Consider the following 23,748-nt stretch of genomic DNA (forward strand, 5'->3'; position numbering starts at 1 on the left):
TCACAGGAGGTAAGAACAATGGGCAACTGGCACCGAAGTTTTGGCGTATATGGCGTCGCAGAAGACAACGGCAAACTACTCATGATACAACGCGAAAAAGAACCCTACAAGCAAAAATGGGATTTACCTGGGGGCAAACTAAACGATGATGAAACACTGATGGATTGTCTCAAACGAAACATAGCCGAAATTGGTGGAAAACCTGATATAACGGCCAATCTTGGTGTCTACGATTTCCTTGTTGGCTATCCATTTCTTGATAAACGAATTTTGCAACACATTACAGCCCTTTTTTACATGAGCGTTGATTTTTCTGCGGAGAAAGCCGTGCCGCTCATTTTTCAATCCGAACCTACGAAAACGCTTAGTTATCAATGGGTGCCCATGGATTTACTCACAGACAAAAATGCGACACCAGCTGCCCTAAAAGCCGCTGAAATCTTGCAGAAATAAAAAAACGCCGTACAAAAGCCACTAATTGGCAGCTTTCGTACGGCGTTTTCCGCGTTCTTATTTTTCTTTTACATCATATAATTCTTGTAACGGAGTCATGATGATGCGGTTTAAGTCATTGATAATCAAACTCATCGCTTGCTCTTTTTCCATCAAGTTCGTGATTGCCGCGTTGCTTTGTACTTCTTCAGCAACTTCTTGCGCCAAATCAATCGTTTCATCATCGATTTCTTGACCACTCATTTGTTTCTCTTGAATCGTTACTTGCACTTCACGGAAACGGTCGAATTTCACTTTCGCCTCAGCGTCAGCATTCACATCCGCATACGCTTGCTTCAAGTTCGTAAATTGTTCTGTTTCACGAATACCACGTTCTAAGTCATTCGCAATGTCATAAATATTGATAGTCATTTTATGTTCCTCCATATATACGAAATTTTCTTCCTTCCCCACTATATCAAATTTCGCGGGCAAGGGCAAAGGTTAAAACCAAATAGCAATAATCCCTTGAAGTATCCCGATAAATCCTCCTAAAAAACCGCCTAAATAAGTAATCATTTTCAGCTCTTTTCCAGAAATATCAAGCACAATCTGTTCCATCTCACGTAACGAAAAAGCTTCAATCTGATGCTGCACCATCTTCCCAATTTCGAGACGCTGCAGTACCTCCGCACTATGCTCACTCGCAAACTGCAACACCGCATCCACCAAAAATGGCACCACTTTATCCAAAATATCCTGCTCATACGGACGAATCCAATCCTGAACCGGCGTATCCATCCACTTCTCTAGTTGCACCGTTCGCATAATCTCCGCAATCAACTGCTCGGAAAACTGCTCCTGCTTCTCAAGCGGCATCACATCCACCAAAGCACGCTCCGAAAACTGCTGCCATTCCGATACAATCAATGCCTCTAAAACAGCCTCCGTTTCCGGCTTACCGATAAATTTCACAACCTCTTTTTGCATCCGAGTCGCAAATGTATCGTTATTCAAGAAAAGTCCGACCATACCGCCAACTTTCCCACGTTCCGCCAAAATCCGCTCAATCATCGCCTTAATCTGGAGTTTCCCAGCATCACTCGCCGTAAATATCCCAATCTTCTTTAATGTTTGCGCCGAAATCGCCGGAATTTTTCGAGCCAGCTCCTCGTGCACCACATCCGGTAACACATTTTTCACCGCCAACTCATTACGCTTCACAAAAAACTGATCTAGCTGTCCTTTTAAAGCCGTCGCAATTTTGTCATGCGCCGTGTCTCCAATAGCCGTCATATCCCACTGCGCCAAAAGTTCCCTCGGCGTCGTCGCAATCGCCAACTTCTCACGAACCAGCGCGTTTGCCGTCACGATCAACTCCGCGCGCAGTTCTTCCTCAGAAAGCTTCGCCTGCACCGCCTCGTTCGTCAACAAATGTTCCGCGACAACCTCACCAATTTTCACAGCCAATTCTTCACGACGCTTCGGAATAACACCAGGTGTAAAAGGAATTCGCCACTTACCAATATATTTTGCCTCAAACGGCCTAAAAAGCATCCGAATCGCAATAAAGTTCGTTGCAGCACCAATAAATGCCCCAACAATCACCATAAATAAAATCGTCATCCAAGCACTCAAAATAGCATCACCCTCTAATTTCCATGTAGTGCTATTATCTTACGGCATTTTAGCCAGCGACACAATGGTTTCATACAAAGTTCAGCCTAAAGTATGATTATCCCTCTAAGTTCGTCATTTTAAGCGGGTCAATCCAAGCATCAAACTGCTCAGCCGTCACAAATCCTGACTGAATCGCCGCCTCTTTCAATGATACATCTTCCGCAAACGCCGCCTTCGCAATTTTCGCCGCTTTCTCATAACCAATATGCGGATTTAGCGCCGTCACAAGCATTAGCGACCGGTCAACCAACTCCTGCATCACCGCCTCATTCGCCTCTAATCCCTCCAAGCAATGCACTCTAAACGACCGCATCCCATCAGCAAGCAAACGCACTGACTGCAAGAAATTATAAATAATGACAGGCTTATACACATTCAACTCAAAATTCCCTTGACTCGCCGCCACATTAATCGTCGTATCATTGCCCATCACCTGCGCCGCAACCATCGTCAGCGCCTCACATTGCGTCGGATTCACTTTTCCAGGCATAATCGAACTTCCAGGCTCATTGGCCGGAATCGTCAACTCACCAATCCCACTACGCGGCCCACTCGCCAAAAACCGCACATCATTCGCAATTTTCATCAAGTCAGCAGCCAACGCCCGCACAGCCCCATGCACAAAACTAAGTTCACTGTGACTTGTCAACGCATAAAATTTATTCGACGCTGAGCGGAACGGATATCCCGTATCAGCCTCCAAATGTTGCGCGACCCGATCACCAAAATCCGCCGTCGCATTCAGCCCAGTACCAACCGCCGTGCCTCCAATCGCAAGCTCCAACAAATGGTCACTACTCTGCGAAATAAACGTTTCCGCGTGCGCAATCATACTCTCCCAACCACTTATCTCCTGGCCCAGCGTCAGTGGCGTCGCGTCCTGCAAATGCGTCCGTCCAATTTTGACCATCCGCCAATATTTCTCCTTCTTCTCCGTCAACACGCGCCGCGTCGCCTCAAGCTCCGGCATCAACTGCTCCATAACCGCCGTAAACGCTGCAATATGCATCGCTGTCGGGAACGTATCATTCGAACTCTGCGACATATTCACATCATCATTCGGATGCACCGAATCGCCCGCAACATACGCCACAACCTCATTCACATTCATATTCGACTGCGTCCCGCTCCCTGTCTGCCAAACCACCAACGGAAAATGCGCATCCAAATCCCCAGCCACAATCCTCTCACAAACCGTCGCAATCGCCTGCGCCTTATCCACACTCAGCTTCCCAAGATCCGCGTTACTCCAAGCCGCCGCCTTCTTCAACCGCGCAAAAGCCTTCACAACCTCATCCGGCATTTTCTCCTCACCAATCTTAAAATTCAACCGACTCCGCTCCGTTTGCGCCCCCCAGAACTTATCCCCAGCAACCGCAATCTCGCCAATCGTATCCCGCTCCATTCTCACCATCAAAAAATCCCCCTTCAAAACTATGTACTTCCCTATATCCTACCAACAAAAAAGACCCAAAGCAACAATCCACTTTGAGTCTCCCAAAATATTTAGTTTCCAAACGAATCAAGTATATTGTTGAATCCATCTGCAATCTGTCCACCAATTTCTTTCGCTTTATCAGCGCCTTTTTTGATGGTTTCGCCTGCACCTTTCGCAGAGTCCTTAATAGAACCCCAGAAATCGCCAGCTTGCTCCGTTACAGCATTCTCTTGATTCTTCTCTTCTGTCTTAGCCGATGCGCTCTTCGTTCCAAAGTCTACCGGTTTTTGATACTTCAATCCGCTCTTCATCACGTAATGCGCAAGCGATGCAACACCATCAGAACTCGTCGTTTTCAAATAGTGCGCTTCATCTGTTTTATCAAAACCAATCCAGACAGAGCCTACTAAGTTTGGTGTATAACCAACGAACCACTGATCTTTCGTGCCGTCTGTTGTGAATGGTACTTGCGTCGAACCAGTTTTACCAGCCATTTCGTAACCTGAAACGCCTGCATTTTCACCAGTACCACCATTATTAATAACATCAATCAGCATCGAAGTCATATCCGTCGAAACCTTCTTAGATATAATTTGTTTCGTCGATGCCTCATTCTCATACACTACTTTGCCTGTAGGATCGACAATTTTGCGGATGATGTGTGATTCTGGTTTTGCGCCATCGTTTGCAAATGTCGCATAAGCCGTTGCCAGCTCGACTGGTGAAACACCTTTATTCAAGCCACCTAGCGTTAAACCTAGATACTCATCTTCCTTCGTCAATTGAATCCCGAAGCGTTTCACAGAATCGATACCTTTTTGTAGGCCAATCTTATCCAATAACCATACTGCTGGTGCATTAATCGATTTCGCTACAGCTTTATACATTGGCACTTCGCCGCGATAAACACCACCAACATTGGTCGGCGTGTATTTACCGTACGTTGTCTTCTTATCCTGCAACATGTCATCTACTTTCCAACCTTCTTCAAGCGCTGGAACATAGGTCGCAAGTGGCTTCATAGTCGAACCCGGTTGAGCCTTCATTTGCGTCGCGCGGTTAAATCCACGGAAAACATGTTTCCCACGACCACCGACAAGCGCACGAACACCGCCACTCTCAGGATCCATCAGTACAGCGCCACCTTGAACAAGCGTACCATCCGCGGCATTAGATGGGAACAAACTGTCATTTTCGAACGTGCTCTCCAATGCTGCTTGGTAGTTTTGATCAAGCTCCGTGTAAATTTGATAGCCTTGCTTCATGATATCGTCTTGCGTCAGGTCCGTTTCTTTCAAAGCTTCATTGATAACAGCATCGGTATACCAAGGATAGTGATAGTTATCCGGGTCATTCGATTTATCGGTTAACACAAGCTTCGTCGCCTGATATTCCTTCATTTGTTCCTTCGTAATCTTACCATTTGTGTACATCGCACCAAGCACGATATTACGTCTATTTACTGCTTTATCTCCATGCGTATACGGATCATAGGCAGATGGAGCTTGCAAAAGACCAGCAATCGTCGCAGCTTGTGGAATCGTTAAATCAGAAGCACTCGTTCCGAAATATTTCTTCGCCGCATTCTCTACACCCCACTCATTATTTCCAAAGTAGGACGTATTCAAATACATCTCCAAAATTTCATCCTTCGTATACGTCTTCTCAATCTCACGCGCCATAAATAACTCTTTCGCTTTTCGCGTAAAAGTCTGATCCTGCGTTAAAAGTGCATTCTTCGCTACCTGTTGGGTAATGGTACTACCGCCACCCGTGATGTTTCCTGTTGAAGCAAGTCCCCAAACAGATCGGAAAATTCCCTTCAAATCGAAACCACCATGTTCATAAAACCGTTTATCTTCAATTGAAATAACAGCATTTTGTAGATTCGGAGAAATATCTTTAATGCTCACAAACGTAGCATCCGACGCGGAAAGTTCGCCCGCCTTGTCGTTATCCTTATCATAAATGACTGTCGTCGTTTCAAGTCCCTTTTTTAAAGCATCGATATCGGCTGATTTGGCCACAATGACCAGTGATACGATAAAAATCAGTATACACGTCAAACCGATAAGTGTTAAAAATTTCCCGATATGCTTATTCTTCCAAAAACGGCGGAATTTACTCCAACCGATCCCCAACCACTTCTTTAGAAAGAGAAAGAAGCTTTTTAAATAGGTCAAGATAGTTTTGTTCTCATTATTCACGCATATCTCCTAGCTTTCTACATTAGTTTGGTAAAGTTAAACTCAGCTGTATACACCCATTTTACGGCAAAAGCCCGATTTGCGCCACCAACTTTAGACCGATTTCTATGTTCACCTTGTAATTATACACAATTTCGTAACAATATTTACGCTTTTTTAATTTTATTTTGAAAATGAGGTTTTTGTCTTTTCAGACGGGGTATTTATCTAGTGTTAACGGGAAAGGCCAAATGAATGAATCGTATATACCTAGCATGTTGACAAATACTTAGTTTCTAGGCAAAAGCTAGTGACAGCGTGGAGCGTACTAAGATACGAGAGCACTGGAACGGAGCTTTTAACGAGGAAAATGATTATTTTGCCAACACGCTGAATCATCGCCGTTCTTCACACAGGCGTTATTACCTGCTTTCATTAGACTTGTATAGAATAACGCAAAACTCGCATTTTTTCAGTCTAAAGAGCAAGAAAGGATTTGGAGCATGAAGAAAAAACTTATTTATTTCCTATCACAAAGACACATTCGCAGTTCCATGGCGGAAGCTTGGGCCTCAAAACTCGCTATTAGCAACGCCCAATTTATTAGCGGTTCATGGTGTCATACACAGACATCACCATTTGTCGCCGATGCCCTTTTGGAATATGCCATGGAACCACCAGCAACAATGCCCGTAACTCCTAGTCAAAAATTATTAAGTGAGGCTGATTTAATCGTCACGATTTACGATTCTGCCTCCGAACTCGCCCCTGGATTTCCAGACGAGCTCCGCGACAAAATTGTATATTGGGATATCAAAGATCCCGAACAAAGTCCCGATGAACCTGTAAAATGGGCCTATTACCAAGAAGTTTGCGACAATATTGCCACATCCGTTAAAGGTTTAGAAAAAGCATTATTATAAATTTCTGATCTCTCTAGCAATCGTATTTCGATACGCCATGCTAGCGGGATTTTTATTATCTAACGTATAATGAGGGAAACGAGGTGAAGTCAGATGGAGAATTATGAAGATCTAAAAAGAGGAGAACGAGGCGCATGGCTCAGTATCATCGTCTACATTTTCCTAGCTACACTCAAAATTGTCATTGGTTCTATCGGCCATTCTGACGCACTGCAAGCCGATGGTTTAAATAATACAACTGATATTATCGCCTCAGTGGCCCTACTTGTTGGTCTGAAAATTTCGCGTATACCGCCAGACGAAGATCATCTCTACGGTCACAGGCGCACAGAAACCATCAGTTCCTTACTTGCCTCCTTCATCATGTTTCTCGTTGGTCTCCAAGTTATTTGGCAAGCGTTTCTGGCATTTATTCACCAAGAATTCGCAACACCTTCTGCACTTACCGCGATTGTCGCTCTATTTTCAGGCATTGTTATGTATATCGTCTACCTAATTAATAATAATCTCGCGAAAAAAGTCGATAGTTTAGCCGTCAAAGCCGCAGCTTACGATAATCGCTCCGATGCTTATGTCAGTTTCGGAACCTTCATCGGGATTACCGGCGCCATTATCGGCATTTCCTGGCTTGATAACGTCACCGCATTCCTCGTTGGTGTACTCATTATCTACACCGCCTGGAAAATCTTTTACGACGCTGCACACACACTCACTGATGGATTTGATATTGGTAAAATTGAGGATATCCATACCATCATCGCAGGCGTCCCCCAAGTCCATGAAATTCTAGATATCAAAGCCCGCATGAACGGTAACCGCATTTGGATTGACGCTACCATTTCCGTCAAAGCCGACCTCAGTGTCGCTGAAAGCCACGCCATCACAGAACAAATCGAAACAGCGATTCGCCAAACCTATCCAAACGCCTACACACTCGTCCACATCGAGCCCTATTTCGACACACAAACAACTAATTAAATAGGAACAAATTCATTTCACGATTCCTCGCCGAACCTCAGCGGGTTGTTGGAGTTCTTCGACATGAAATGAGTTAGTACTCCAATATGCAGAGAAATCTCATTTATCTGCTATCCTCATTTACTTAGTTTCTAGGCAAAAGCGAGTACAAGGGCGGAGCGTACTAGAGTATGTGAGCACTGGAACGGAGCTTTTAACGACGAAACTAAGCGTTTTTCAACCCGCTGAGACATTTTCTTGTTCACTTGTCTTATTCATGCGTTTGACTTATAATTTAGATTAAGTATATTCTATTCAAAATTGTTGGGAGGGAAAAACACAGTGGGGCAGACAAACTAAGAAACCATATAAAAAGAAACAATAAATATAAATCGTTGCTGTCTCGTGTTTCCTTGCCGAATGGATAACCCTTCCGGAACAGACACAAACACAGCATAAAAAACTTTAGAACCCATAGGAGGTGTTCGCCATTTCTGGTGCTTTATCAGGGATGGCCATTCATTGATACTAACCACTAAATTTTTAATTATCGTTTTACTAATTGCAATTTCCGCATTTTTCGTCGCGACCGAGTTCGCCATCGTAAAAATGCGTCCGAGCCGTTTGGACCAACTAATTTCAGAAGGTAACAAACGCGCGACATTAGCCAAACATATCTATGCACACATGAACGCATACCTTTCTGCCTGTCAGTTAGGTATCACAATCAGTTCCCTTGGACTTGGTTGGCTAGGAGAATCCACCGTCGAAGCAGCCCTTCATCCACTTTTTGTGATGTTTGAACTGCCAAGCTCGGTTACATCCGTTCTCTCCTTTACCATCGCGTTCATCCTCATCACGTTCTTGCACGTTGTTGTTGGGGAACTCGTGCCAAAAACACTTGCTATTGACAAAACGGAGGCTGTTGCACTTGCTGTTGCACGCCCATTGCATATTTTCTACAAAGTGATGTTCCCATTCATCTGGCTTTTAAACGAGTCAGCGGTTGTCATCGCGAAACTATTCGGCTTAGAAACAGCGAACGACCACGAAATTGCCCATACGGAAGAAGAATTGCGCATTATCGTTGGCGAAAGCTACAAAAGCGGTGAAATTAACCAATCCGAATTTAGCTATGTAAATAAGATTTTCGATTTTGACGAACGAATGGCAAAAGAAGTCATGATTCCGCGTACAGAAATCGTTACCGTGGATACAGGTGGCACGATTGCCGATCTATCCGATATCATGAAATATGAGCGTTACACTCGTTATCCCGTTATTGAAGGCGACAAAGATCACATCATCGGCGTGCTAAATCTGAAAGAAATCCTTTCCGCATACGTCGAAAATGGTTCCGATCCGCTCTTTAGCATCGATCCTTACGTAAAACCAATCATCCGCGTTATTGAAACGATTCCAATTAAAGAATTACTTATCCGGATGCAGCGCGAACGCTCGCATATCGCGATTCTGCTTGACGAATATGGTGGAACATCTGGACTTGTAACGGTTGAGGATATTGTCGAAGAAATTGTTGGTGACATTCGCGACGAATTTGATGCTGATGAAATCCCAGAAATCCGTAAAATTAAGGACGGCCACTTCATTATCGACGCTAAAGTCCTGATTGATCAAGTAAACAACATGCTTGGCACAGACATTGAAGAAGAAGAAGTCGATACAATCGGCGGCTGGTTCCTAACGCATAACTACGAAGTCGAAATTGGTGATGAGATTGAAAACAATGGCTACATTTTCCGCGTAAAAGAAGCCGAACCACATCACATTTCCTACATCGAAGTTTTCAAAAAAGAGAAGCACAAAGAAACACCAGAAGAATAAAAATATCCCGAAATCCATTTTTACCGGATTTCGGGATATTTTTTATTTTCTGGCGACTAATTCTACCTTCATTCTATCTGGTCCTTCCGCAAAAACCGCATAATAATTCGGGCCTCCCGCAAACGGATGGCGATCTTCATACAGAATAGGAATCCCCTGCTCACGAAAGCGCTCCGTCCAAGCATCCACATCCGCCCGTGTCGCCACATGAAACGCCAAATGATTTAATCCCGTATGCCCCCGGTGATATCCAGCATCAAGAAACCGCTCCTCCGTCTGCACAAATACCAAATACGTCTCTCCGTAAATCCAACTAACGCCCTTGTCCCACTCCGAATAAAGCGAATAATCAAGCCGCAGCAACAAGTCATCCCAGAACAATCGCGCCTCTTTCAAATTCGAAACATTAATCTCCACATGATGCAACAATTCGCTCTCCTCCTAAAAATGCTTCAATGCCTCTCTCCGACTTAGTGGAGCTAGATTATGCGACGCAACAAACGCAAGCACCGCATCCGCATCAAATTTTGCATATTGACGCAGCGCCCAGCCAATCGCCTTTTGAATAAAAAACTCATCCGAATCCAGCCATTTTTCACAATTCGCAAATAACAGCGCGGCATCCGTTTCGTCCTTATATTTCAGCTGAAACAAAATAGCCGTACGCGCCAGCCAAATATCGTCCCCTTCAATCCACTTCGCATTATACTTCCCAATCAATTCCGGATACAACGCAAAATGACCACCAACAAGCGTACTCGCCAATAAATCCACCGTATCCCACCAAGGTTCCGACCTAATCAACTGCTCATAAAAAGCCACGGCATCCACTGATTGCTTCTTCACATTTTTTGTCAAAATATCAATCGCCATATAATAAAATTCCCGTTCCGACTGCGTATAAAGCTCCTTCGCAATGGCAATAGCATCTTGCGGTTTTCCATGTTCCGCCACAAAATCCTGATAAATCACACGTCGCTTAGGGCTTCGCAACCCAAGAAAAACAAACTGGTTTCGCATATACTGCTCCATCGCCTGTTTCTCCTCCGGTTCTGCATGATCTTTCATATATATAATCAATTTCTCCGTATAACTATCCATCTGAACCTCCCGACATATCGTTTCAAGAAAACATCGCGCGTTCCTTTTCCATACTCGCCAACATGAACGCCACATCATCCGGATCTGGTCCTACACGTTTTCCGCTTTCTAACTGACCAATCCGCTTCATATCGCTCGCATCCAACGAAAAGCCAAACAATTGTGCATTCTCAAGCATCCGTTTCCCACTGATGGAACGCGTCATCGTGATCGTTTTCCGTTCCATATGCCACCGCAAAATCACCTGATCCACATGAACACCATGTTTCGCCGCAATTTCTCCAATCACTGGATTTTGAAATAACGCACCTTTTGCAAGCGGCGACCAAGCACCATGCGCAATCCCGTGCTCCGCCAAATACGTCCGCAATTCATTTTGTGGCAATAATGGATGCGTTTCCACCTGATCAATCGCCGGCTTCACATTCGCCTTCACAGCCAAACTCGCCAAATGATGCTCCTTAAAATTTGCCACACCAATCGCGCGCACCATTTTTTCATCATACAAACGTTCCATCGCCCGCCAAGTTTCTGTATACATTTCCGTTAGCGGCCAGTGAATCAAATACATATCTAAGTAGTCTACGCCCAAATTTTCCAATGTATGTTCAAAGGCAGTCAAAACTTTATCATAGCCCTGATCCCCATTCCAAATTTTAGAACTAATAAATAATTCATCTCGCGGTACGTCACTGCGGCTAATCGCTTGCCCGACTAGCTTTTCGTTGTTATAAACCGCACCCGTATCAAACGAACGGTAGCCGAATTCGAGCGCCTTCTCGATTGCGCCAGCCACGTGCTGCTGATCTGTCACCTGAAATACGCCCATGCCAAGATAAGGAATCATCACACCATTATTTAAACGATAACGTGATTGAAAGGAATTGACCATTGATAAAACCTCCTGCTTTTGTAGTTTAATCGATACTCGTCGCATTTTCTTCCATAATACTTACCGTTAGTATACATAAATACGCTTTCCTTATCCATCAAAATGCAACTTAAAATGTAAAACTACGTGAAAAAACTAACAATTCTTTTTTCCAAATAATACTTTCATTCATGGCCCCCTCCACTATAAATAAAAATCCACTGCGTTTGCTAAAAAATTTATCAAACGGATACACATCCTAAAAACCCGCTAAATAACAATTGTAACCGATTTCAACTAGTTTCTACCTATTTCGCTCTAAAAAAAAGATACCTATTGGCTCCATCCTATGTTAGTATGAATATGTAGTAAATTTCTATCCTTGTTATGATTTTTTTCTGTATTATTTTTGTAAACATCCGCTCACTAGACATCAACGAAAAAGTGGGCCCTATTATACTGGGAAAAATCACACAAAAAAGATCGGGGGAATTAAAAAATGGCTTTTAAAAACAAAAAGGACCGTTTTGCTTCATTATTACATGACATGGCAGTAAACCTACGTGAGGGCGCAAACTACTTCGCTTCTTACAACATCGAAACTGGGGAAGACTTACATACTTTTTCGGAGAAGATGAAGGAATATGAAACACACGGTGATTCACTGGTTCACAAAATGATTTTAGAACTAAATGATGCCTTCATCACGCCAATCGAGCGCGAAGACATGTTAGAGCTAACAAACCGATTAGATGACGTAATGGACGGCTTTGAACAAATCGCCTTCACATTCGAAATCTGTCATATCAAACGATTTGACGACTACATGCAGAAATTCATTGATGCGATTGAAGCAAGTACTGTTGAAATTGAAAAAGCAGTAGATCTCGTTTTTGATAAAAAATTAAAAGACGTACGCACATTAGCTATTAAAATAAAAAACTACGAATCGATTTGTGATGAAGTATATCGCGAGTCTCTAATTCAACTATTCCAAAATGAAGAAAACCCAATCCGCTTAATTCGGATGAAAGAAGTGTATGAGAATTTTGAAGAAATCGCAGACAGTTGTCAAAGTGTAGCCAATACGCTTGAATCAATTGTTATGAAAAACGCGTAAGGGGCCGGCTAAATGGAAGGTATGTTATTTATAACGATTGTCATTGTTATTGCAGCACTAGCGTTTGACCTTATCAACGGATTTCATGACACAGCCAACGCGATTGCAACCAGTGTCTCAACAAAAGCATTAAAACCAAAACATGCAATTATACTTGCCGCAGTGATGAACTTTGTCGGCGCGATTTCCTTCACAGGGGTTGCCAAGACAATTACCAAAGACATTGTCGATCCATTCTCCTTACCACATGGCGACCTTGTTATTCTCGCAGCGCTCATATCAGCAATTACCTGGAACTTGGTCACTTGGTACTTCGGTATTCCAAGTAGTTCCTCCCATGCCTTAATCGGTTCTATCGCTGGTGGTGCTATCGCCGCAGCAGGATTCGGCGCACTCGAATATAAAGGCTTCTTAACGATTATCATTGGCCTTATCGTGTCTCCATTCCTAGCATTTGGTGTTGGTTTCCTAATCTATAGCCTATTTAAGGTATTCTTAAAGAACTTAAATCTTTCTACAACAAACCGCCGTTTCCGCTACATTCAAGTCGGAACCGCGGCACTCCAATCTTACACACACGGTACCAACGACGCCCAAAAATCAATGGGTATCATCACACTTGCTTTGATCGCAAACGGGTTCCAACATACCGATGACGTTCAACTGTGGGTACAAGTATCCTGTGCGATCGCGATGGCCGTTGGTACATCGATCGGTGGTTGGAAAATCATCAAAACAGTTGGCGGTAAAATCATGAAAATCAAACCAGTAAGTGGTGTAGCAGCAGATTTAAGTTCTGTATTCATCATTTTCGGCGCGACATTCATTCATCTGCCAGTAAGTACAACACACGTAATCAGCTCATCCATCCTTGGTGTTGGAACAGCCCATCGTGTAAAAGGCGTTAAATGGGATACAGCACAACGCATGATTATCACTTGGATTATCACGTTGCCAATCTCAGCCGCACTTGCTGCAGCCGTTTATTATATACTACGTTTCTTCCTAGTATAATTTCAAAAACTCGTTTCTGGACAACAGAGACGAGTTTTTTATGTTTTCACTACTAAATAAAGGGAATAGGATTCTATAAGACCGTAAAAAGCGTTTACTTAAAAATTGGATACTACGTCAGGAGATGAATAATATTATGCCAAGCTTTCACTTCCAAAAACCACTAGTCCTAAGAAAAAGTAACCCCATCGAAGTAAAGAATGAAAACGAAGAAATCGTCGGAACCATTGAAAAAATTTCATCACGTATCTCTTTTCAAAATAATCACCCCTTGTACAGCTATTCCAACGATGAAACAAAGAAAGAACTTGCAACACTGACTATCGAAATTGGCTGGCTTGGGGAAGACGGGTCGTCCGTTGTATACCATAATACGCAGCCAAGTTTTGATATCTCACTCAAAGAAATTACCGGCAGTGACCACAGCCTTCATATTCGAGGGCTAAAGCAAGATCATCGTATCGATATTATCCAGCCTGAGGCAAAAGGCGCCATCAAAATATTACTTGATCATACAGATATCTGCCATATCGCAGCTGATAAATCCTTATCCGGCAGCGCTGTAACCATTGAATATCAAGAAAATGAAATTCTGCCTCCCGCCTTCTTCCTACTATCTTTCTTCATTATTCGTCTGATAAAAGAGGAGTTCTAGAAAAAACGCCAATCCAATTAGCTAAACACTTATTGGATTGGCGTTTTTTCAGTTTTGCGTCAAGAATTCCATCGAAACTGGCGAAATACCTTTGAACGCACTCTTGCCTTCTATTTTGTCAACAATCGCTTCTAACACTTCCGCAGTCGGGCTATACCCATTAATAATCGTCATCACATCTGGAAAATCATACTCATGATACGGATTAGCAACCGAAATCAACATTGTCGGAATCTCATGAATAAACCAAGGTGCATCAAAACCAGCTAGCGATTTAAATTCCACACGCAGGTTCGTCTGGTTCGACATCGTATCCTTCTTCACAAAATAAATAATAACATCATACTTACTCGTAAACTCCGCGATGCTTTCCTTGACCGAATCCATCATCATTTTTATTTGAGAATGGTCGATAAAACTCACTTGATAACCTCGCGCACCTAGTAATTCCGCAAATGCTTCATGCGACTTCTGCTTACGCTTCTGGAATTTCAAGGCTAATTTCATAACTCCCGAAGCGCCTTGTTCCAAGATATCAAACACGTCTAGTTCATTTCCTAAAGAAATGATGCCAATTTTTAATTGCTTTTGAGGATTTAACGGCAACAGATTTTGCGTATCTTTGACTAAAGTTACACCTTCATCTGCCACTTTTTTCGCAAATGCGTTGGAAGGAACGGAGGGTTCTTGCGCTATTTCATGATATCCTTGCAGACGCGCCTTCAATCCTAAAATACGTTGAAGCGCCTCGTTCAGTCTCTCTGGCGTTATAACTCCTTCATGATATCCAGCCAACATAAACTGATAATCCTCTGCCATATTTTTTGTAAAAAGGAACATATCATTTCCAGCGGCGATCGCTCTTGGCAGTAAATCTTGACGCTTGCCTTGTGAACCAAAACCAGCCATGAGAGAAGCATCCGTCATCACTAAGCCATTGAATCCCAGCTCACCACGCAACAAATCTTGAATTAGCACCGGATTTAAGCTACCAGGAATATCCTTTAGCGTAGCATCTTTCCTATCATTAAAATAACTCGGCAACGAAATATGACCAACCATCACGCCCGTCGCCCCATTCTCGATATTCTCCTGATACACCTTGCCAAAACTCGTCATCCAATCCGGGAACGCAAGGCTATTCACACTTTTCACTACATGATGATCGCGTCCATCAACCCCGTCCCCCGGAAAATGCTTGATCGTCACCGCACCGCCAACTTCCTGCGCACCCTTCACATACGCCTGCCCCATCTGTGAAACAAGGTCCGGATCATCGCCAAATGAACGCATATTCGTAATCGGATTTTCCCAGTTGAAGTTAATATCAATAATTGGCGCAAATGCCATATTTCCACCCGCCACACGCGCTTCACCCATGCAAAATTTTCCGAATTGATAGGCGTTATCCACGTCTCCCGTCGCTGCAATCAACATTTCATGCCCAATATTCGTATTCTCCTCAATCAGCCCATTCGAACCAGTTTCCAAGTTCGCCGCTAAAAAAGGAGCAATTTCCGAGTTCTCTTTCAAATACGCGCTAACTTTTCTCACATCGCGCTCCTTCAAAGGTCGTAGCATCACCCCACCCGCTTTAAAAGCCGTAACTTCCTGCAACGTCTTGTCCTTCGCATCACCCGCCGCAATGATAAAAAGTTGGCTTATCTTCTCCTCCAAACTCATCTTCGCGATACTGTTCTCCACCCACTGCAACTGACTCTCATTCAGATAAAATGGTTTTTTCGTCAAATCCACCGTCATACTTGCTTCACTCCTTTTCTAGCATCCAAATCAACCATCATTTGCGGATACAATTTATCGACTTTGTTAAACGACAGTACAATCGCCACAATCAGACAAATCGCGCCTGGAATCCATAAATTAATCCAAACAATCATCGATGTTACCGCTTCAGGTTGCACACTTAGCGTCCCATTATAATGCACCAAAGCAAGCATCCATCCAACTAACGCTGCTCCAACGCCACCACCAATTTTTGTGCCCACGCTCGCGGCTGAATACGTCAAGCCCTCAATCCGTTTCTGCGTTTTCCACTCCCCGTATTCAATCGTATCCGCAATCATCGCGAAGAATCCAGCCGTCCCAATCCCTAAAAAGGCACCATTCAACACTAAGAAACCATAAAATAATCCCAAATCATTCGGCGAACGGAAGATAAAATAAAACACAATCGTCGCCACAAACATAATCAAATTCGCATACACCGTTGTCTTTATTTTACCGAATCTTCGGAATAAGGCCGTCGCTACACCCATCCCAACCAACATTCCCGGCATCATCATCACATTTAAAATCGCAACAAGACCCTCATCTCCGAAATAATATTTTGCCATGTAAATATTCGACGTCATTTTCAAGCCCGAAAAAGTAAATACGAGAATGCCAACAAGCAGCATAATCAGCCAGGGTTGGTTTTTCATCAAGGCCGCGAACCCCTCTTTAAACGGCGTCACCTTGTCCTCTCGCGTCAAACCAACATGTTCCGTGGTTCCCCTAAATGTAATCAAAAGTCCGCCCGCTGCAACTAATCCAATAATTAAGAAAGTCCATGTATAGCCGACACTCCCAATCAACATTGGTGCCATAATCCCAACAAGCATCGAACCCACGAGCGCACCAATTCCCCGAAAAACGCCCAACGATCCCCGTTCCACCTGATCATCCGTCATCTTCACCGACAAAACACCATACGGGATATTAATCGCCGTATAAATCACCATCGTCACATTGTACGATACAAATGCAAAAATAATATCCGCCATACCATTCGTCCCCGGCGTCCAAAACGTAATCATCGCCGAAAAAGCAAATGGAACCGCTAACCATAACAAATAGGGGCGCGCCTTACCATATTTCGAATTTGTTTTATCCACCAAATTTCCAAATACCACATCAATAACACCATCAAAAATCCGTGAGATTAGCAAAATCGTGCCCGCAATCGCCGCACTAATTCCCGCATAATCCGTCCAATAAAATAAGATAAAGATCGATATCCCTTGATACACCAGGTTTGACGCAAAATCACCCATACCATAGGACAACTTCTCTTTCATCGTTAATTTTTGTCGCTTTATCATTTCCCCCACGTACATACTAAAAACCCCCTCGCTTTTTAGAAACCGCTTTCAAACACTATGTTACCCGTGTCCGAATAAAAGAACAATGTCATTATACGGCGATAAAAGCGAGAGGAGTATCAAATTCCTATCGATGTTTTTTACGATATTCGTTCGGCGTCATCTCATATTTCGCATGAAACAACTGATAAAAAAACTGCAAATTATTATATCCGACTTCACTAGCCACCTTATTAATGGGTAAACCCGTTCCCGTCAGCAATTTCGCAGCCTTATCCAGACGAATAAATTGCAAAAACTGCGAATACGTCATACCCGTGATTTCCTTAATCAGCTTACTAAAATAATCCGCCGAATAGTTAAACTTCCTAACTAGATCCTGTAGCTTAATGTCCCGATAATTCACTTCAATATACTTCTCAATTTCATGATATAACAACTGACGATACCCTTTTTGCTCCGATTTAACAAAATGATAGTCACACTCCATCGTCAATGCATTCAAAAGCCGCGAAAGAAGTCCCTTCATAATCAGAATATAACCAAAATCCTTCACCGAAATTTCCTCAAACATCTGCAAAAGCACATTTTCCATTTTACGCTTATTCGTATGTGGCGTGAATTTCATATACTCACTTCGAACCTTCTCCTCAATCAACGCCATTTTCAAAAATTTTACCATGCTAATTTCATTCACATTACTAATTACCGTCTCATCCAACATCTGTTGCGAAATTCCCAGAAAAATCACCTTGCAATCCTTATTCTGAATATAATCCGCATGAAGCGTATTACAATCTAGCATCAACACCTCGCCCGGATAAAGCGTCACATCCTTCTTTTGCACCCGTAACTTGAACATCCCCTCCACGACAAAACACAATTCTATATGCCGGTTCTTATGCATTGGCGTGATAAACTCTGTCCTAGCAGGCGCTCCCTCCTCATATTCAATCCCCGCATAGCCTTCAAAATCCGCTAAATCCGCGCGAAACGACTCCTCCACTTTTTCAAGAAAACTCATTTTCGAATCAAATACTAGATTTTCAACCGACCATCGCGTCAAATAAAGCTCATCATCAAATGACAATTCCCCACCTTGCGTCAAATGCATCGTCGTTGGCATCTGCATCTTTTTCAAATCCTCCACGCCAAGCGCATGAGGCCGTACATCCAATCTATCCAAAAATACATCCTTAAGCGCCATATCCATCTTTCCTTCCTAAAACGCACAAAAGAAACAGATCCATAAACGAAATCTGCCCCCCCTCGAGCGCTATCTTCTATTAATATTCCTCGTCCATTTCCCCGTCCAAACTTCCTAACATCTTCGCCAAAATCGCGTCCGCATGCTTCGACTGCACGTTCGGATCATTATACACCTGAATAAAGCCATCAATCCCAACATTCGCAAACTCAATCTCCTGCTCTGGTGAAAACAGCGCGCCAAGACCACCTTCGAGCGCCTGAAAAAGTGCATCCAAATGATGTAGTGGTCTAATATCCTGCTCCTCTTCCATCCGCTGCTCAAACACCTTAAACTCGCCCTGAATCAATCGGTTCACAAGACGCCGATCCTCCCTGCGTAGCATCGGCTCGCCACTTTCCGCATCATAGGCCGCTTTATCCTTAGCCACAAAAAACTCCAAACACAAAAGCGTCCCATCAAATACCCCTCTAGAATCATTCGGAAATTCAACTTCCTGCATAACAAGTTCAAATTCTTTCTCCATTTTCGAACCCCACCTTTTTATTTATTTTCCAATCCACGGTATAATATCCTTACCCACAATATAACACGACAGCAACAACCTAGCCAAACGAAAAACCACATTCTCCATCCTTTCTATAATTTTTATTAAAAACACTATTGCATAATTACTCAAAAACATGTATTATTATATTTATCGAAAGAAGTTATAAATTCTATGTTCATCTTCAATAGTTATTCATGAAAATGCATAAACTACCGAGATGATATACATTATAAAGGAGTGTACTCATGACTAAAGGGACGTTTTATCTCAAGTTAACCGCTATATTTTTTATACTAATGATGGTATTTGCTAGCTTTTCTCCCGTTTCAGCAGCGGAAAAAGACACGTCACTATCGGATGTTCAGAAAAGTGGCAGGCTTGTTGTCGGCCTATCCGCCGATTATCCGCCATATGAATTTCACAAAACAGTCAAAGGAAAAGATACAATTGTCGGTTTCGATATTAGTATCGCTAAAAAAATCGCCAAAGATATGGGTGTTACGCTAGATATTAAAGAAATGGATTTTGACAGCCTACTCCCAGCTTTAAAAACAAACAAAATCGACATGATTATTTCCGGCATGTCACCCACACCTGAACGTCTAAAAGAAGTCGATTTCTCCGATCCATACATGACTGTACAACAAAAAGTTGTGATTCGGAAAACAGACAAAGATAAATTCAAAACAACAAATGATTTCGCAGGTGCCACAGTCGGCGCCCAAAAACAAACGACACAAGAAGCACTCGCGCAAGACGAACTAACAGGCGCAAAAGTGAAGTCGCTATCTAAAGTGACCACATTAATGCTTGAATTACAGCAGAAAAAACTGGATGCCGTTGTACTCGAAGGCCCCGTTGCTGATGCATACATTTCACAATATGATGACCTGATGATTTCCGACGTACAATTTGTCAATGGAACGAAACAAACCGCCATTGCAATGAACAAAGGAACGACATCATTACAAAAGAGCGTCAATACCTCCCTTCAAGAAATCAAGGACAAGAATTTACTAAAAGAGTACAAAGAAGAAGCCAATAAAGCGATGTTTAAAGATGGTAATTTCTTCACGCAATACGGTTCTTACTATGTTAAAGGTGCACTTTATACGATTGGAATTGCTGCTGTCGGCGTCCTTTTCGGTTCTATCCTTGGTGCCCTGCTCGCTCTCATGAAACTAGCTAAAACAAGATGGTTACGTTGGCCAGCAAATTGTTATATCGAATTTGTACGTGGAACACCATTACTCGTTCAAATTTTCCTTGTTTATTTTGGGACAACTGCCGTGTTCGGAGGACTTAACCTGCCAGCGATTGTTGCCGGTTGTATCGCCCTATCACTGAATAGTGCTGCTTATGTCGCGGAAATCATTCGTGCTGGAATTATGGCCGTTGATAAAGGACAAGAAGAGGCCGCACGTAGCCTTGGTATGACGAAAGTCGCTAGCATGCGCTATATCATTTTGCCACAAGCGATTAAAAACATTTTACCAGCGCTCGGCAATGAATTTATTACCGTTATTAAAGAATCGTCTATCGTGTCCATTATCGGTATTACCGAGTTGATGTTTATGTCCGGAGTCGTTGCAGGAGCTAGCTTCAACGCCGTGCTTCCATACGCAGTCGCAGCCGTGATTTACTTCATCCTAACGTTTGGTCTATCCAGACTTCTAGGCGTTGCTGAAAGGAGAATGAGAACAAGTGATTAAAGTAACCAAACTACAAAAGCATTTTGATAAATTAGAAGTTTTAAAAGGAATTGATATAGAAGTAGCGCAAGGCGAGGTGGTCGTTGTTATCGGCCCCTCAGGATCTGGAAAAAGTACCTTCCTGCGCTGCTTAAACTTACTCGAGCAACCAACTGGCGGCGTCATCGAATTCGAAGGTACCAACCTCACGGACAAAGACGTCAACATCAATGATTTGCGTCAACGGATGGGCATGGTTTTCCAAAGCTTCAACCTATTTCCACATAAAACTGTACTCGATAATCTGACTCTGGCACCGCTAAAAGTGAAAGGTGAATCTGCTGAGACCGCGAAAAAACATGCCTTGTCCTTGCTTGATAAAGTCGGGCTTGCTGATAAAGCAAACAGCTACCCATCGTCCCTATCTGGCGGACAAAAACAACGGGTTGCCATCGCGCGCGCCTTGGCAATGAATCCCGACGTAATGCTTTTTGACGAACCGACATCCGCGCTCGATCCAGAAATGGTCGGCGAAGTACTTCAAGTTATGAAAAGTCTCGCTAAAGAAGGCATGACGATGGTCGTTGTCACTCACGAAATGGGCTTTGCCAAAGAAGTAGCCGATCGCGTTATCTTCATGGACGGCGGTTATATCCAAGAACAAGGCACACCAGAACAAATTTTCACAAGTCCACAAAATGAAAGAACACAAAGTTTCCTAGGAAAAGTGTTATAATAAATAAAAAAGTGGAATGCAAACTCAAGCTGCATTCCACTTTTATCTACATATGGAGGTTTTTTAAAATGAAATTAGCTAAAAAATATCAACAAGCGCCTGTCAATATCTTATCTCAAATCACGACAATCGCGAAAACAACGCCTAACCTGATTGACTTTTCGATTGGCGATCCGGACCTGATTACCGACCAGGAAATAATCGAGGCATCCTTCCAAGACGTGAAGAGCGGCCAAACCAAGTATACGGAGGCATCCGGTGACATCGAATTACTCGAAGCCATCTCAGGATTTTACGACCGCACCTACGATTTACAATTCCCGACAAAAGAAATCCGCGCGACAGTCGGTGCGTGCCACGCGATGTACCTTGCTCTCCAAGCCATCATTGATCCCGGCGACGAAGTTATCATCCACGAACCTTACTTCACGCCTTACAAAGATCAAGTTCTAGCGGCTGGCGGCGTTCCCGTCTTCATTCCAACCTATGAAAAAGACGATTTTGCGATCAATATGGATATTTTAAACGCTGCGATTACAAGCAAAACAAAAGCGCTGATTCTAAACTCACCGAACAATCCAACAGGCGCCGTTTTCTCCAAAGAAATATTTGAAGAAATTGCTGCACTCGCGAAAAAACACGATTTTTACATCCTATCCGATGAAGTCTACGATGGCTTCAGTTTTTACGAAAAGTTCACCCCAATGGCAAAATTCGCGCCAGAGCACACCATTACACTCGGCAGCCTCTCGAAAAATTTTGCGATGACGGGCTGGCGGATTGGCTACATGATCGCGGGCGAGTATATTATCCAAGCCGTGAAGGCGATCAACGAAGGCATTACATTCTCGGCGCCCTCACCATCCCAGAGAGCCGCGATACACGCTCTAAACAATGCAGACAAGTTTATACCAGAAGTCACAAAAACGTTCCAAAAACGCTTAGAATACGTCGGAAAACGCGTTTCTGAGATACCTTACCTTTCGATTCATCCTGTCAAAGGCACAATCTACGCCTTTATCAACATCAGCGGCTCCGGCATGACCTCTGTCCCATTCTGCGAATACGTCTTGAAGGAAACGCAAGTCCTGTTAATTCCAGGCTTAGCGTTCGGTGACACCGGAGACAACTACGTCCGCCTAGCAGCGACGCAGGATTTGGACGTGTTAAAAGAAGCATTCGACCGATTAGCTAAACTTTCTTTCTAACCATTCTAATATTCCGCTTGACCATGGGTGTGCCCCATGGTCTATACTTGTTTTATAAACCAAGTAATAAGGAGGCCGAAGATGAATTCTAATTTAAAAATCGGTGAACTAGCACAACTTATGAATGTATCCATTTACCAAATTCGCTATTTCGAGGAAAAGGGGGTTTTCTCACCAGCCTATATCGACGCAAACGGCTATCATATGTACGGTTTAGACGAGATATACCAACTATCAAACATCTTGCTATTTCGAAATCTCGATATCTCTGTTCCTGAAATTAAGACTTTGATGGAGAAGTATACCCCCAGCGAAAGCGAACAGCTCCTTCAAACAGCTCTATCTCGCCTAGAGAACAAAATCATTCAACTAGAAGGTGTCAAAAAACAAGTGGAAACAGTCCTGACTAATGCCACATCCGTCAGTCCTAGCACTAGCCAGATAAAGCATTATCCAAAACGGCATTTTCAACAATTAAAGTATGACGAAAAAGCGGGTGACATTGATCTCCATCACTTAAAAGAAACCATGCGTCACTTTGATATGCACGTTTTTAACAGCGATATCTTTTACACTAGTATAAACAATGCAACCCAAGCCTTCATTGAGTCACCGCTTTCCGATGATCTCGTTTTGCAGTCTGGTGAATATTTAGTACAGAGCGTTACCATTTCAAGCGAAGCCGAACTTGAACAAGCCATCTCTCTATTTGAAAAGGAACCTGTTTTTGAACTATGCCCACCAACTCTAATCCTATGCCAAGAAAAATCCTATTCCTCTATTTTCTATTCCGATAATGTCGTTTTCGATATCCAAGCAAAAATGGAGTGGAAAGGCGGCGAAGATATTGCCTCAAAATCTGATTATCTCGCGTAGTTATGAACAAAAATACGCGATTCAAAAACTGGTTTTAACTGCATTTCGCTCCAAATTTACGACAAAAAAACTCAAGGAAGAACAACAATTACAATTAATCCGTTCCTTTTGGCAAATAAGCGATGACGATCCTACTCAAAAACAATTCGTGGCTTAA

General features: G+C 43.0%; 22 protein-coding genes. 11 read left to right on the forward strand and 11 right to left on the reverse strand.

The window, feature by feature from the left end; genetic code table 11:
- The first annotated feature begins 18 nt into the window (after positions 1-18).
- Positions 19-453 (forward strand): NUDIX domain-containing protein, encoded by a 435-nt coding sequence (locus HPK16_RS06030; protein WP_181676097.1) that lies wholly within the window; start codon positions 19-21, stop codon positions 451-453.
- Positions 454-510: 57 nt separating this feature from the next.
- Here HPK16_RS06030 and HPK16_RS06035 read toward each other — a convergent pair whose 3' ends face one another.
- The 4 genes from HPK16_RS06035 to HPK16_RS06050 form a co-directional block, all read right to left on the reverse strand.
- Complete coding sequence (locus tag HPK16_RS06035; RefSeq protein WP_036070534.1) at positions 511-864, reverse strand: YlbF/YmcA family competence regulator; 354 nt, start codon at positions 862-864, stop codon at positions 511-513.
- 72 nt (positions 865-936) lie between these two features.
- On the reverse strand, positions 937-2,070 hold the full coding sequence (locus HPK16_RS06040; RefSeq protein WP_181676098.1) for a DUF445 domain-containing protein: 1,134 nt from the start codon (positions 2,068-2,070) through the stop codon (positions 937-939).
- Between the two features lie 97 nt (positions 2,071-2,167).
- Positions 2,168-3,526, reverse strand: coding sequence for a class II fumarate hydratase (fumC, locus tag HPK16_RS06045; protein WP_181676099.1), 1,359 nt, complete (start codon positions 3,524-3,526; stop codon positions 2,168-2,170).
- 92 nt (positions 3,527-3,618) lie between these two features.
- On the reverse strand, positions 3,619-5,757 hold the full coding sequence (locus HPK16_RS06050; RefSeq protein WP_181676100.1) for a PBP1A family penicillin-binding protein: 2,139 nt from the start codon (positions 5,755-5,757) through the stop codon (positions 3,619-3,621).
- Between the two features lie 482 nt (positions 5,758-6,239).
- On the opposite strand from HPK16_RS06050, the gene HPK16_RS06055 reads away from it, so the two are divergent.
- The 3 genes from HPK16_RS06055 to HPK16_RS06065 all read left to right on the forward strand — a co-directional run bounded on the left by HPK16_RS06055 (position 6,240) and on the right by HPK16_RS06065 (position 9,461).
- Positions 6,240-6,659 carry a low molecular weight phosphatase family protein gene (locus HPK16_RS06055; RefSeq protein ID WP_181676101.1) on the forward strand — a complete coding sequence of 140 codons (420 nt, stop codon included), beginning with the start codon at positions 6,240-6,242 and terminating at the stop codon, positions 6,657-6,659.
- A gap of 93 nt (positions 6,660-6,752) precedes the next feature.
- Positions 6,753-7,637, forward strand: coding sequence for a cation diffusion facilitator family transporter (locus HPK16_RS06060; RefSeq protein WP_181676102.1), 885 nt, complete (start codon positions 6,753-6,755; stop codon positions 7,635-7,637).
- 501 nt (positions 7,638-8,138) lie between these two features.
- Positions 8,139-9,461 carry a hemolysin family protein gene (locus tag HPK16_RS06065; RefSeq protein WP_181676103.1) on the forward strand — a complete coding sequence of 441 codons (1,323 nt, stop codon included), beginning with the start codon at positions 8,139-8,141 and terminating at the stop codon, positions 9,459-9,461.
- A 42-nt stretch (positions 9,462-9,503) separates the two neighbouring features.
- Here HPK16_RS06065 and HPK16_RS06070 read toward each other — a convergent pair whose 3' ends face one another.
- From HPK16_RS06070 to HPK16_RS06080, 3 genes are read right to left on the reverse strand one after another with little or no spacing between them, the layout of a single operon-like run.
- On the reverse strand, positions 9,504-9,890 hold the full coding sequence (locus HPK16_RS06070; RefSeq protein ID WP_181676104.1) for a VOC family protein: 387 nt from the start codon (positions 9,888-9,890) through the stop codon (positions 9,504-9,506).
- Between the two features lie 12 nt (positions 9,891-9,902).
- The gene (locus HPK16_RS06075) at positions 9,903-10,529 is read right to left on the reverse strand and encodes a DNA alkylation repair protein (RefSeq protein ID WP_181676133.1); all 627 of its coding nucleotides are present in this window, start codon (positions 10,527-10,529) and stop codon (positions 9,903-9,905) included.
- A gap of 55 nt (positions 10,530-10,584) precedes the next feature.
- On the reverse strand, positions 10,585-11,454 hold the full coding sequence (locus HPK16_RS06080) for an aldo/keto reductase (protein WP_181676105.1): 870 nt from the start codon (positions 11,452-11,454) through the stop codon (positions 10,585-10,587).
- A gap of 478 nt (positions 11,455-11,932) precedes the next feature.
- Here HPK16_RS06080 and HPK16_RS06085 point away from each other — a divergent pair, with 478 nt between their 5' ends.
- The 3 genes from HPK16_RS06085 (at position 11,933) to HPK16_RS06095 (ending at position 14,222) form a co-directional block, all read left to right on the forward strand.
- Positions 11,933-12,553, forward strand: coding sequence for a DUF47 domain-containing protein (locus HPK16_RS06085; RefSeq protein WP_036079902.1), 621 nt, complete (start codon positions 11,933-11,935; stop codon positions 12,551-12,553).
- Between the two features lie 12 nt (positions 12,554-12,565).
- Complete coding sequence (locus HPK16_RS06090; RefSeq protein WP_181676106.1) at positions 12,566-13,567, forward strand: inorganic phosphate transporter; 1,002 nt, start codon at positions 12,566-12,568, stop codon at positions 13,565-13,567.
- A gap of 136 nt (positions 13,568-13,703) precedes the next feature.
- Complete coding sequence (locus HPK16_RS06095; RefSeq protein ID WP_181676107.1) at positions 13,704-14,222, forward strand: hypothetical protein; 519 nt, start codon at positions 13,704-13,706, stop codon at positions 14,220-14,222.
- 48 nt (positions 14,223-14,270) lie between these two features.
- Here the strand turns inward: HPK16_RS06095 and HPK16_RS06100 are convergent, their stop codons facing one another.
- The 4 genes from HPK16_RS06100 to HPK16_RS06115 all read right to left on the reverse strand — a co-directional run bounded on the left by HPK16_RS06100 (position 14,271) and on the right by HPK16_RS06115 (position 19,056).
- Complete coding sequence (locus tag HPK16_RS06100) at positions 14,271-15,983, reverse strand: glycoside hydrolase family 3 protein (protein ID WP_181676108.1); 1,713 nt, start codon at positions 15,981-15,983, stop codon at positions 14,271-14,273.
- Positions 15,980-17,338: an MFS transporter gene (locus HPK16_RS06105; RefSeq protein ID WP_181676109.1), complete on the reverse strand. Its 1,359-nt coding sequence runs from the start codon at positions 17,336-17,338 to the stop codon at positions 15,980-15,982. The genes HPK16_RS06100 and HPK16_RS06105 overlap by 4 nt, the downstream gene beginning before the upstream one ends.
- Before the next feature lie 112 nt (positions 17,339-17,450).
- Positions 17,451-18,530, reverse strand: coding sequence for a helix-turn-helix domain-containing protein (locus HPK16_RS06110; RefSeq protein WP_181676110.1), 1,080 nt, complete (start codon positions 18,528-18,530; stop codon positions 17,451-17,453).
- A gap of 79 nt (positions 18,531-18,609) precedes the next feature.
- Positions 18,610-19,056 carry a hypothetical protein gene (locus HPK16_RS06115; protein WP_181676111.1) on the reverse strand — a complete coding sequence of 149 codons (447 nt, stop codon included), beginning with the start codon at positions 19,054-19,056 and terminating at the stop codon, positions 18,610-18,612.
- 269 nt (positions 19,057-19,325) lie between these two features.
- Between HPK16_RS06115 and HPK16_RS06120 the strand changes: the two genes are divergently transcribed.
- The 4 genes from HPK16_RS06120 (at position 19,326) to HPK16_RS06135 (ending at position 23,591) form a co-directional block, all read left to right on the forward strand.
- A complete protein-coding gene (locus HPK16_RS06120) occupies positions 19,326-20,792 on the forward strand; it encodes an ABC transporter substrate-binding protein/permease (protein ID WP_181676112.1) in 1,467 nt (488 codons plus the stop codon).
- A complete protein-coding gene (locus HPK16_RS06125; protein ID WP_181676113.1) occupies positions 20,785-21,507 on the forward strand; it encodes an ATP-binding cassette domain-containing protein in 723 nt (240 codons plus the stop codon). The genes HPK16_RS06120 and HPK16_RS06125 overlap by 8 nt, the downstream gene beginning before the upstream one ends.
- 68 nt (positions 21,508-21,575) lie before the next feature.
- Positions 21,576-22,715: a pyridoxal phosphate-dependent aminotransferase gene (locus tag HPK16_RS06130; RefSeq protein WP_181676114.1), complete on the forward strand. Its 1,140-nt coding sequence runs from the start codon at positions 21,576-21,578 to the stop codon at positions 22,713-22,715.
- A gap of 81 nt (positions 22,716-22,796) precedes the next feature.
- Entirely contained in the window at positions 22,797-23,591 is a 795-nt protein-coding gene (locus HPK16_RS06135) for a MerR family transcriptional regulator (protein ID WP_181676115.1), read from the forward strand.
- Positions 23,592-23,748 lie beyond the last annotated feature (157 nt).

It is taken from the genome of Paenilisteria rustica, assembly GCF_013820765.1.
Taxonomy (GTDB): domain Bacteria; phylum Bacillota; class Bacilli; order Lactobacillales; family Listeriaceae; genus Listeria_A; species Listeria_A rustica.

What these genes read in the sequence shown, in the direction of transcription:
- HPK16_RS06130 (WP_181676114.1), top strand. Translation starts at nt 21,576, where the DNA reads ATGAAATTAGCTAAAAAATATCAACAAGCGCCTGTCAATATCTTATCT.
- HPK16_RS06120 (WP_181676112.1), top strand. Translation starts at nt 19,326, where the DNA reads ATGACTAAAGGGACGTTTTATCTCAAGTTAACCGCTATATTTTTTATA.
- HPK16_RS06035 (WP_036070534.1), bottom strand. Translation starts at nt 864, where the DNA reads ATGACTATCAATATTTATGACATTGCGAATGACTTAGAACGTGGTATT.
- HPK16_RS06080 (WP_181676105.1), bottom strand. Translation starts at nt 11,454, where the DNA reads ATGGTCAATTCCTTTCAATCACGTTATCGTTTAAATAATGGTGTGATG.
- fumC (WP_181676099.1), bottom strand. Translation starts at nt 3,526, where the DNA reads ATGGTGAGAATGGAGCGGGATACGATTGGCGAGATTGCGGTTGCTGGG.
- HPK16_RS06030 (WP_181676097.1), top strand. Translation starts at nt 19, where the DNA reads ATGGGCAACTGGCACCGAAGTTTTGGCGTATATGGCGTCGCAGAAGAC.
- HPK16_RS06115 (WP_181676111.1), bottom strand. Translation starts at nt 19,056, where the DNA reads ATGGAGAAAGAATTTGAACTTGTTATGCAGGAAGTTGAATTTCCGAAT.
- HPK16_RS06055 (WP_181676101.1), top strand. Translation starts at nt 6,240, where the DNA reads ATGAAGAAAAAACTTATTTATTTCCTATCACAAAGACACATTCGCAGT.
- HPK16_RS06090 (WP_181676106.1), top strand. Translation starts at nt 12,566, where the DNA reads ATGGAAGGTATGTTATTTATAACGATTGTCATTGTTATTGCAGCACTA.
- HPK16_RS06075 (WP_181676133.1), bottom strand. Translation starts at nt 10,529, where the DNA reads ATGAAAGATCATGCAGAACCGGAGGAGAAACAGGCGATGGAGCAGTAT.
- HPK16_RS06110 (WP_181676110.1), bottom strand. Translation starts at nt 18,530, where the DNA reads ATGGCGCTTAAGGATGTATTTTTGGATAGATTGGATGTACGGCCTCAT.
- HPK16_RS06100 (WP_181676108.1), bottom strand. Translation starts at nt 15,983, where the DNA reads ATGACGGTGGATTTGACGAAAAAACCATTTTATCTGAATGAGAGTCAG.
- HPK16_RS06135 (WP_181676115.1), top strand. Translation starts at nt 22,797, where the DNA reads ATGAATTCTAATTTAAAAATCGGTGAACTAGCACAACTTATGAATGTA.
- HPK16_RS06060 (WP_181676102.1), top strand. Translation starts at nt 6,753, where the DNA reads ATGGAGAATTATGAAGATCTAAAAAGAGGAGAACGAGGCGCATGGCTC.
- HPK16_RS06095 (WP_181676107.1), top strand. Translation starts at nt 13,704, where the DNA reads ATGCCAAGCTTTCACTTCCAAAAACCACTAGTCCTAAGAAAAAGTAAC.
- HPK16_RS06105 (WP_181676109.1), bottom strand. Translation starts at nt 17,338, where the DNA reads ATGTACGTGGGGGAAATGATAAAGCGACAAAAATTAACGATGAAAGAG.
- HPK16_RS06085 (WP_036079902.1), top strand. Translation starts at nt 11,933, where the DNA reads ATGGCTTTTAAAAACAAAAAGGACCGTTTTGCTTCATTATTACATGAC.